Origin of the sequence: Cognatilysobacter segetis, from assembly GCF_004359965.1 — a bacterium.
Classification (GTDB): domain Bacteria; phylum Pseudomonadota; class Gammaproteobacteria; order Xanthomonadales; family Xanthomonadaceae; genus Cognatilysobacter; species Cognatilysobacter segetis.
Genome location: NZ_SMRQ01000088.1, coordinates 1 through 8,902, shown reverse-complemented (window position 1 = coordinate 8,902; position 8,902 = coordinate 1). Strand labels below are relative to the sequence as shown.

Sequence of the window (8,902 nt, the reverse complement as noted above, 5' to 3'; positions counted from 1 at the left end):
GCCCGGGTCGCGGCCCCGGCGGCGGCGGTCCGCGCGGCGGCGGGCGCCCCGGCGGGCGCGGTCCGCGCGGTTGATCCACGAAAACGGCCGCATCGCGGCCGTTTTCCTTTGCGGTGGCGCCGGCGGCAATCGACTCTCCCACGACGTGCGGCGAGCCGGCATTGGCCTCAATGCAGCGTCGCCGCGACGCGCATTCGCCGCGTCGCCGCCTCGTCCGGCGGCTCCAGCAGCCGACCCAGTGCCATCGGGTCGAGGATCTCGATATCGCGGCATGACACGCGGATGAGTCCCGCACTGTCGAGCCGCGTCATCGCGCGCGCGACGCTTTCCGAGGCCATGTCGAGAAAGCTGCCGATGTCGGCGCGCGTCATGCGCAGCACGACGCGACGCGGGCTGTAGCCCATCCGCTCCAGCCGCTCGGCGTAGTCGAGCAGGAAGCGCGCGACGCGTTGCTCCGCGTCCAGCGTGTGCAGCGCGAGCATCCACGCCCAGTCGCGTTCGCGGGCCGCCGACATGGCGGCCGCGACCGCCGGCAACGCGCCGCTCGCGGGGTCGAGCAGCGCATTCGCCGGCAGCTCGACCACCTCGCCCACGTCCAGCGCGATCACGTCGCCCGCATAGCGCGGGGCGTGCAGCGACTCGATGCCCAGCACGTCGCCCTTCAGCGCGAACCCGGTGACCCGGTCGCGGCCATGGGCGTCCAGCACCGTGCAGCGGAACACGCCGGCATGCACCAGGTAGACGCAGTCAGCCGGCTGGCCCGCGCGGTAGAGCATGTGCTTGCGACGGATGCGCCGGTGCGCGAACCGCTCGATCGGCGGCACGGCAGGCACCGGACGACGCTCCGACAGGCTCGACACGACGGCGGACATGCGCACCTCCGTCGCCAATCTAATGCGCCCGCGCCGGCGCGCCTGTTTCGCCGCGTATCCGCGTGTAACAGCGTGTAACAGGCGCCCCGTTGCTGACGCGCGTCAGTTTCCGGGCCCTGCGGCGTGGCAGCGTGGAGTCGTCGGAACGAGAGGCTCCGGTTGGAGACGGAACCGGCGCGCGGAACGAGCCCACGGGCATCGACCCGCGCCGAGCCACGCGGATGCGCCGGGCGCCACGGACGCACGTCGCCCGCGTGAGTCCGCCCGCATGGACCGGTCGCCGGCCGGATCGCGCAGCAGCGCACCGGTCGGAACGATCCCCGATGGCAGTGACCATCGGCGCGGAAGGCCCTGGCGACGGAGCGCCGGGATCGTGCTGCGACACGGTCCGCAGGCCTCACCTGCCGTCGTGGCAATCACGCCCGCCGGGGTCTCTCGTCCGGCACTGATCACGGGGGCCATGCCATGTCCCGCACGCTCGTCGCCTATTACTCGCGCACCGGCCACACACGGGAACTGGCGCGCGAACTCGCCGCCATGATCGGCCCCGAAGCGGACGTCGAGGAGATCTTCGAGGCGACCCCGAGGCGCGGCGCGCTCGGCTGGGTGCGCAGCGTATTCGAGGCGCTGCTGCGGTTGCGGCCGCGGCTGCATGCGGGCGTGCACTCGCCGGCCGCGTACGACCTGGTGCTCATCGGCGGTCCGATCTGGATGGGCCGCCTCGCGCCGGCGGTGCGCGCGTACGCGGCCGATGCGATCGCGCCGTCGACGCGGGTCGCGTATTTCGCGACGCAGGACGGTCCCGACTCCGCCGCCGCGTGGGAGGACCTCGAGCGCATCGGGGCCGCCCGGGCGGTCGCCTGCCATTCGGTGCGGATGCGCGCGGTGCCGACGCACGTGCGTCGCGCGGAGCTCGACCGCTTCCTGGCACGCGCGCGCAGCGCGCAGCCCGCCGCACCCGAGCGTCGCAGCGGCGCGACCTCGCGCCACGCCCACGGTTGAGGGACCCGCGCTACCGCATCAGCGTTTCGATCGAAACCGGGCCGGGCACGACGGCCCCCGCTGTCGAGCTGCCTCGTCGTGCTGCCCCGTGGCGGTCGAATTCAGCGGTGACGTCGCATTCCGCATCAGCGCAGCGTCCCGCACCGGCACGCCCGCCTCCGAGCGGCCGGCGATGGGCACGCAGGCCAACGCGAGTCCCACCGCCACCGCGGCGCCCCGGTGTCGCATGGCCGCCTCAGCTCACCCGCAGGTGGTGCGGACGTGCGCCGTCCGCCTTCGGCAGCGACAGCGTCAGCACGCCGTGGTCGAAGGTCGCCGTGGCCTTCGCGGTATCGATCTCGGACGGGAAGGTGAACGAGCGGAAGCATTCGCCGACGGTCCGCTCCTTCTGCAGGCGCTTGGCGCCTGTGCCGCCGCTGTGATCGCCAAACTGCGCCTGGACGGTGACCGAGTTGCCGGACACGGCGACGTCGATGTCTTCCTTGCGCACGCCGGGCAGGTCGACGTCGACGACGTAGCGCGTGTCGTCCTCGGTCACGTCGCTGCGCATGTCGAAGCGCGCGACGTCGCGCTCGAACCGGCGTTCGAGGCGGTTGAACATGCGCTCGAAATCGTCGTCGAAGGCACGCAACGGGCGCTGGATGCTGGAGAGCGCGATGTTGGCCATGGAAGGATCTCCGGTCATGCCTGCGCCTACGCTGGCAACACCGCGTCGCGCCGTGCTGACGTGCATCAACTTTCCGTGCGCCGCAGGCGGCCGCGACATCAGTGCGTGCCGTCACCGCGTCGTGGGCGCGCCTGCGCGGCCTCGCGGGCGTGCGTCGCGGCGGCGGGCAGGTGCTGCAGGAACCAGCCGGTGGCATGGTCGGCCGCCTGCGCGAGCGTGCCGTATTCCTCGAAGAGGTGGCCCGCGCCGGCGATGACGTCGACGCGATGCGGTCCGGAAAGATGCGCCGCCGCCGCCTCGTTGAGCGCGAGCACGTCCGTGTCGTGGCTGCCGACGATCAGCAGCGTCGGCGTGTTGACCTGCATGAGCGTCGCCTCGCCCGCGAGGTCCGGCCGACCACCGCGCGACACGACCGCCGCGATGTCGTGGCGGCCGCTCGCCGCCGCCCGCAGCGCCACCGCGCTGCCCGTGCTGGCGCCGAACAGTCCGACCGGCATCGACGCGAGCGCCGGCCGCGACGCGACCCAGTCCAGCGCGTGCTCGAGGCGCGCCGACAGCCGCACGATGTCGAAGCGCGCGTCGCGGCGCAGGTCCTCGGCCTGCGTGAGCAGGTCGAACAGCAGCGTCGCGAAGCCCGCGCGGTTGAGCACGCGCGCCACCTGCCGGTTGCGCGGACTCAGGCGGCTGCTACCGCTGCCGTGCACGAATACGACGAGACCGCGCGCGGCGTCCGGCGTGGTGAGCTCACCGGGCAGCTCGACCGTGCCCGCCGGAATGTGCACGGCCTCGACGCCCGGATGGCGCGAGGCGCGCCCGTCGATCGCCTCGAGCACTTCGCTGTCGGACACCGGGGGAAAGTCGACGTAGTGCGCACCCACCGCGATGAACGGCTGCGGCACCGAGAGGCAGACCACTTCGTCGGCCACCTCGCCCACCCGGCGCAGCGCATCGGCCGTCCCGACCGGGACCGCGCACACCAGCCGCGCGGGGCCGCGCGTACGCACCAGCCGCAGCGCGGACACCATCGTCGCGCCGGTGGCGAGGCCGTCGTCGACCACGATGACGATGCGGCCGGCGACGTCGATCGGCGGCCGCCCGCCCGCGTAGCGCTGTCGACGCTCCTGCAGCGTGGACTGCTGGCGCTCGGCTTCGATCCGGGTGTACGCCCCGTGCGCACCGGCGCGCCAGGCGTCGTCGTTGAGGATCACGTGCCCCGTCTCGTCGACGGCGCCGATCGCCAGTTCCGGGTTGCCCGGCGCACCGAGCTTGCGCACGAGCACGACATCCAGCTCCCCGCCCAGCGCGTCCGCGACGATGCGCGCCATCGGGACGGCACCGCGCGGGATCGCCAGGACCACCGGCGTACGACCGCCGTATCGGGACAGCGCGCGCGCGAGGTCCTGGGCGGCCTCGTCGCGGTCGCGGAAGCGTCGCGGGCTCATGGGCATGTCTCCGGCCATCGATCCCGGTAACGATGGACCCGCCCGGCCCGTGCGATGCTGATCCGCGTCAGGTTCGCGGTATGTCGCTCTGCTGCGCGCGGACGCGCCTCAGCGCGGCATCGGCAGGTTCCGCTCCGTCAGCGCCGGATCCGCGCCACGCGGCACGGTGGCGATGTCCGCGTCCACCGGCATCGGCGCGCCGTCGTACAGGTGCGCCCAGGTGCGGTCGAGGGCGGCATAGACGTACGGAAGAAGCGGCACGTAGCGCGCGCCCACGGGGGGCAGCGCGACGAACGCATCGAAGTGCTGCGCGTTCGCGACCCGCCAGTACGCGACGTCGCGACCCGCGGCGCGCGCCATCGCGACGTACGGCGCACTGGTGAACGCGGCCGGCACGAGACCGTCATTGACGCCGTGCACGACGGTGATCGGCAGGCCGGGGCGCGGGGCGCTCGCGCGCGTCTCCGCGATGCCGGCGCGCACCCGCCGCGCCGCGTCGCTGTCGCCTGTCCAGAGGGTTCGCAGGCAACGCAACGCATCCGCGGACGTGCCCGACGGCGGCAGCAGCGACACGCCGGCCCCCGGCGGAATGCCGCTCGCATCGCTCCACCATGCGGCGCGCTCGAGCGCCGTCGCCGGGCGCGCCGCGCCTGCCGCATCGACCGCGGCGAATCGGAAGCCGCAGGGATGCGCGTCGGGCGCGTAGCGTCCGTAGGCCGATGCATACGTGGCGGCGACCGCCTTCCACAGATCGAAGGCCGTGCTCAGCGACCCGGCGCCCAGCGCCTCGTCGGTCCAGCCGCGCGCCTTCAGCCGCTCGTACGCGTTCCGCGCGCGGTCCGCATCGGTGGCGCCGTCGACGATGCCCGCGGTACCGGCGTCCGCGCACGTCGGTGCAGCCGTCGGCGGCAGCGGGATCTTCAGGTGCGCCATCGCGCAGGGCATCAGCAGCGCCGCCTCGGTCGCGACGTCGTACAGCGGCGGACCGTCGCCCGCATACACATTGGGTTCGCCGGCGACGACCGCGTCGAGCCAGTCGCCGTCCAGTTCCGCGGCACGCAGCACCGCGCCGCCGCCGTTGGAGATCGCCACCGCCATGACCGTCGTGTTGTCGAAGCGGAACGGCGCCTGCGCCGGGAACGCGTCGTCGAGCGCATGCAGCGCGAACTCGGCGGCCTGCTTGACGTGGCGGCCCCAGTCCTTCTCGGGGTTGTCGCCCGAGTGCGCATGCTTGAACGCGATGCCCCGGCCGGTTCGCGACGCCGGCTCGAACGCGAGCGGCGCGGCCCCAGGCGCCTGCACCGTGCCGTCCAGCGCGACGCCCTGCCCGGCGTCGAGGTCGAAGTAATCGGTGCCGGCGCCCTTGTCGGTGTACGCGACGGCGCAGCCGCGCGGCAGGCCCCACGCGCCCGCCACGCTGATCGCGCCGTAGACCCCGCGCGAGCCCGACGCGGGCGCGACGAGGATGCAGCGGCGCTTGGCATCGAACGCGTCGGGCACCTGCACGGTCACGCGATGCGGCTGCGATGCGCCCGGCAGCCGCGCGAGCGTCGCGTATTCGCGACCGGGCACGTCGGCCGTCGAACCGTAGAGCGTGCCGTATCCGCCGGCCGGCGTGAGGTCGGCGATGCCGTGCCAGTTCGACCAGATCGCACGCCGGCGCAGCTCCGCCGGCGTGGGATGTTCGGCCACCGCGAATGCGGGCGTGGCGGCACGCAGACCGGCGAGCCCGAGCCCGGCGGTCAGCAGGTCGTCGCCGGCGCGGTGCTCGGTGACGCGCGGCGTGGAGAACGCGTCCATCGGCGGTTCCTTCGGAAGGCCCGCGCAACCGGCGAGCATCGTGGCGGCTGCGCACAGCAGCGGCGCGAGGGATCGGGACAGTGTCATGCCGACACCCTAGCAAGCGGCCGCGGCGCCGGCATCGTACGTTCGTACCACGCCGAGGCACGCATCGATTGGTAGGCTGGCGGCAAGGAGAGCCCCCATGACCCAGTTCGTTACCACGCCGCGCTGCGTGCTCGTCACCGGCGCCGGCAGCGGCATCGGCGCCGGCATCGCCGCGGCACTCGCGCAGGATGGCCACCACGTCGTCGTGACCGACCTGTCCGCCGACGCGGCACGCGAGGTCGCGAAGTCGATCACCGACGCCGGCGGCAGCGCCGAGGCGCATGCGCTCGACGTCACGTCCGACGACAGCGTCGCCGCCGTGCTGTCGGCGCTCGCGCGTCCTGTGGACGTGCTGGTGAACAACGCCGGCCTGCAGCACGTGTCGAAGCTGGAGGACTTCCCGATCGCCAAATGGGACCTGCTGGTGCAGGTGATGCTGGTCGGCGTCGCGCGTCTCACCCGAGCCGTGCTGCCCGGCATGCGCGAGCGCGGCTTCGGCCGCATCGTCAACATCGGCTCGATCCACTCGCTGGTGGCCAGCCCCTTCAAGAGCGCCTACGTCGCGGCCAAGCACGGCCTGCTGGGCTTCTCGAAGGTCGTCGCGCTGGAAACCGCCGACACCGACATCACGATCAACACCATCTGCCCGACCTACGTGAAGACGCCGCTCGTCGACAAGCAGATCGCCGACCAGGCGAAGACGCGCGGGATTCCGGAATCGCAGGTCGTGAGCGACGTGATGCTCAAGCCGATGCCCAAGGGTGTGTTCATCACATTCGAGGAACTCGCAGGCATCACGGCTTTCCTGATGTCGCCCGCGGCACGCAACATCACCGGCCACACGATCGACGTCGACGGGGGCTGGACCGTCCAGTAACCATGCCGACGCTGCTCGTCGCCGACGATCACCCGCTGTTCCGGGCCGCGCTGCGCGGCGCCGCGCGCGATGCCGTGGACGGCCTCGTCGTGCACGAGGCCGGCTCGCTGGACGAGGTGCTCGCGGCGCTCGACCGCGAACCCGACATCGACCTCGTGCTGCTCGACCTGCACATGCCGGGCAACCACGGCCTCGCAGGCCTGGCCGCCGTACGCGCGCAGTACCCGCATGTCGCCGTCGTCGTGGTGTCGGCCAACGATGATCCGCGCATCGTGCGTCGTGCGCTGGACCACGGCGCGGCCGGCTACCTGCCCAAGAGTTCCGGGCTGGACGAGCTGCGCGATGCGATCCGCGCGGTGCTCGCCTGCGAACAGTGGCTGCCCTCGACGCTGCGCATGGCGGTCGCGCGTACGCAGAGCGCCAGCGGGGATGCGGACCTCGCGGCGCGCCTTGCCAGCCTGTCGCCGCAGCAGTTCCGTGTGCTCACGCTGGTCGCGCAGGGCCTGCTCAACAAGCAGATCGCCGACCGGCTGGACGTGCAGGAGCGCACGGTGAAGGCGCATCTTTCCGCGATCTTCGAACGCCTCGGCGTGCGCAACCGCACGCAGGCCGGCGTGGTGCTGCGCGAGCTCGAGCTGAGCGACCCCGCGCGCCAGGTCGAAGGCTAGCCGCGGACGCTCACGCGCCCACCGGCGGCGCGCGTTCGCCCGCCACCACCAGCCGATCGAGCAGCGACTTCAGCGCCAGCGGCTTCAGCGGCTTCGGCAACAGGTGGTAGCCCGCGTCCTCGACGCGCGCGCGCACGTCGGGACTCGCATCGGCGCTGACCACCAGCGTCGGACGACGCCCGAACCGGCCCTCCAGCAAGCGCGCGACGTCGGGCCCGGTGTCGCCGTCGTCCAGGTGATAGTCGAGCAGCCAGACCGCGGGGTCGCGCGAATCGCAGGCGGCGAGCGCATCGCGGCGGTCGCGGGCGACGGCCACGTCGCAACCCCAGCGCTCCAGCAGCAGGCGGGTGGCATCCAGCGCGGCGGGCTCGTTGTCGAGCAGCAGCACGCGCAGTCCCGCCAGTCGTTGCGGCACCGTCGGCACCGGCGGCCGTTGCGGACGCGCTGCGCATTCGAGGTCGAGGGCGAACATCGTTCCGCGGCCGGGCCGGCTTCGCAGCGCGATCGGCGCAGCGAGCAGCGCGGCGATGCGGTCGGCGATGAACAGGCCGAGGCCGAGCCCCTGCCCCGGCGCGTCCTCGCCCCGACGGAATTCCTCAAAGATCTCGCGCTGGCGCGACGGGTCGATGCCGGGTCCGCTGTCGTGCACCTCGATCCGCAGCCGGTCGCCGCATCGACGCACGCCGAACACGACGCGGCCGCTCGCGGTATAGCGCACGGCGTTGGCGAGGAAGTTCTGCAGCACGCGGCGCAGCAGCTGCGGGTCCGTGCGCACCCACGTCGTCGTGCGCAGGTAACGGAACGACAGGCCGCGCGCAGCGGCGATCGCCTCGAACTCCGACGCCAGCGGATCGAGCACTTCGGCGAGCGCGAACACGCGCGGCTGCGGCACAAGCCCGCCCGCCTCGAGTCGCGACATGTCGAGCAGGCCCGAGAGCAGTTCCACGGTCGATTCGAGCGCGCCGCGCACCTGCGTGATCGTGGCGCGGCGCCGCTCCTCGTCGAGCCCATCGCCCAGCGCGTCGACGAAGAGCTGCGCGGCATGCAGCGGCTGCATCAGGTCGTGGCCGATCGCGGCCAGGAAGCGACTCTTGGCGTGGTTCGCGCGCTCCGCCTCGCGCGTGGCGACCTGCAATTCGACCGTGCGCTCGGCGACGCGCTGCTCGAGCGTTTCGTTGGCGAGGAGCAGGCCCGCCTGCGCGCGGCGGAACGCGGTGACGTCGGTGAACGTCGCGACGAAGCCGCCGCCCGGCATCGGCACGCCGCGGATCTCGATGATGCTGCCGTCGGGCAGCACGCGCTCGGACAGGTGCGGCGTACCGGCGCGCATGAACGCGAGCCGCCGATCGAGCGCGCGCTCGACGTCGCCGTCGAAGCCGATCCGCTGCAGCGCCCAGCGCGCGAGGTCGGCGATCGGCCGTCCGACCTGCAGCAGCGTCGTGGGATAGCCGAACAGCTCCGCATAACGCCGGTTCCATGCGACCAGC

At 72.9% G+C, this 8,902-nt stretch carries 8 protein-coding genes; 3 read left to right on the top strand and 5 right to left on the bottom strand.

What is annotated here, in order from left to right; translation table 11 throughout:
* Window positions 1–167: 167 nt before the first annotated feature.
* Entirely contained in the window at window positions 168–872 is a 705-nt protein-coding gene (locus E4F61_RS13610; RefSeq protein WP_133480164.1) for a Crp/Fnr family transcriptional regulator, read from the bottom strand.
* A gap of 465 nt (window positions 873–1,337) precedes the next feature.
* Here E4F61_RS13610 and E4F61_RS13605 point away from each other — a divergent pair, with 465 nt between their 5' ends.
* Window positions 1,338–1,874 (top strand): flavodoxin family protein, encoded by a 537-nt coding sequence (locus tag E4F61_RS13605; protein ID WP_133480163.1) that lies wholly within the window; start codon window positions 1,338–1,340, stop codon window positions 1,872–1,874.
* Window positions 1,875–2,109: 235 nt separating this feature from the next.
* Here the strand turns inward: E4F61_RS13605 and E4F61_RS13600 are convergent, their stop codons facing one another.
* The 3 genes from E4F61_RS13600 to E4F61_RS13590 form a co-directional block, all read right to left on the bottom strand.
* The gene (locus E4F61_RS13600) at window positions 2,110–2,541 is read right to left on the bottom strand and encodes an Hsp20/alpha crystallin family protein (protein ID WP_162301499.1); all 432 of its coding nucleotides are present in this window, start codon (window positions 2,539–2,541) and stop codon (window positions 2,110–2,112) included.
* 98 nt (window positions 2,542–2,639) lie between these two features.
* Window positions 2,640–3,983: an alpha/beta fold hydrolase gene (locus E4F61_RS13595; RefSeq protein WP_202909012.1), complete on the bottom strand. Its 1,344-nt coding sequence runs from the start codon at window positions 3,981–3,983 to the stop codon at window positions 2,640–2,642.
* 108 nt (window positions 3,984–4,091) lie between these two features.
* Window positions 4,092–5,870 (bottom strand): D-(-)-3-hydroxybutyrate oligomer hydrolase, encoded by a 1,779-nt coding sequence (locus E4F61_RS13590; protein WP_238382950.1) that lies wholly within the window; start codon window positions 5,868–5,870, stop codon window positions 4,092–4,094.
* Window positions 5,871–5,967: 97 nt separating this feature from the next.
* On the opposite strand from E4F61_RS13590, the gene E4F61_RS13585 reads away from it, so the two are divergent.
* Window positions 5,968–6,747, top strand: coding sequence for a 3-hydroxybutyrate dehydrogenase (locus E4F61_RS13585; protein WP_133480160.1), 780 nt, complete (start codon window positions 5,968–5,970; stop codon window positions 6,745–6,747).
* Window positions 6,748–6,749: 2 nt separating this feature from the next.
* Window positions 6,750–7,415: a response regulator transcription factor gene (locus E4F61_RS13580; RefSeq protein WP_133480159.1), complete on the top strand. Its 666-nt coding sequence runs from the start codon at window positions 6,750–6,752 to the stop codon at window positions 7,413–7,415.
* A 10-nt stretch (window positions 7,416–7,425) separates the two neighbouring features.
* On the opposite strand, the gene E4F61_RS13575 is transcribed toward E4F61_RS13580, so the two are convergent.
* Window positions 7,426–8,902, bottom strand: a 1,477-nt coding sequence (locus tag E4F61_RS13575) for an ATP-binding response regulator (RefSeq protein WP_133480158.1), incomplete at its 5' end; no start/stop codon positions are given.

Bases quoted from the DNA above. Each gene is read 5' to 3' on its own strand.
- E4F61_RS13610 (WP_133480164.1), bottom strand. From the start codon at position 872: ATGTCCGCCGTCGTGTCGAGCCTGTCGGAGCGTCGTCCGGTGCCTGCC.
- E4F61_RS13605 (WP_133480163.1), top strand. From the start codon at position 1,338: ATGTCCCGCACGCTCGTCGCCTATTACTCGCGCACCGGCCACACACGG.
- E4F61_RS13600 (WP_162301499.1), bottom strand. From the start codon at position 2,541: ATGGCCAACATCGCGCTCTCCAGCATCCAGCGCCCGTTGCGTGCCTTC.
- E4F61_RS13595 (WP_202909012.1), bottom strand. From the start codon at position 3,983: ATGAGCCCGCGACGCTTCCGCGACCGCGACGAGGCCGCCCAGGACCTC.
- E4F61_RS13590 (WP_238382950.1), bottom strand. From the start codon at position 5,870: ATGACACTGTCCCGATCCCTCGCGCCGCTGCTGTGCGCAGCCGCCACG.
- E4F61_RS13585 (WP_133480160.1), top strand. From the start codon at position 5,968: ATGACCCAGTTCGTTACCACGCCGCGCTGCGTGCTCGTCACCGGCGCC.
- E4F61_RS13580 (WP_133480159.1), top strand. From the start codon at position 6,750: ATGCCGACGCTGCTCGTCGCCGACGATCACCCGCTGTTCCGGGCCGCG.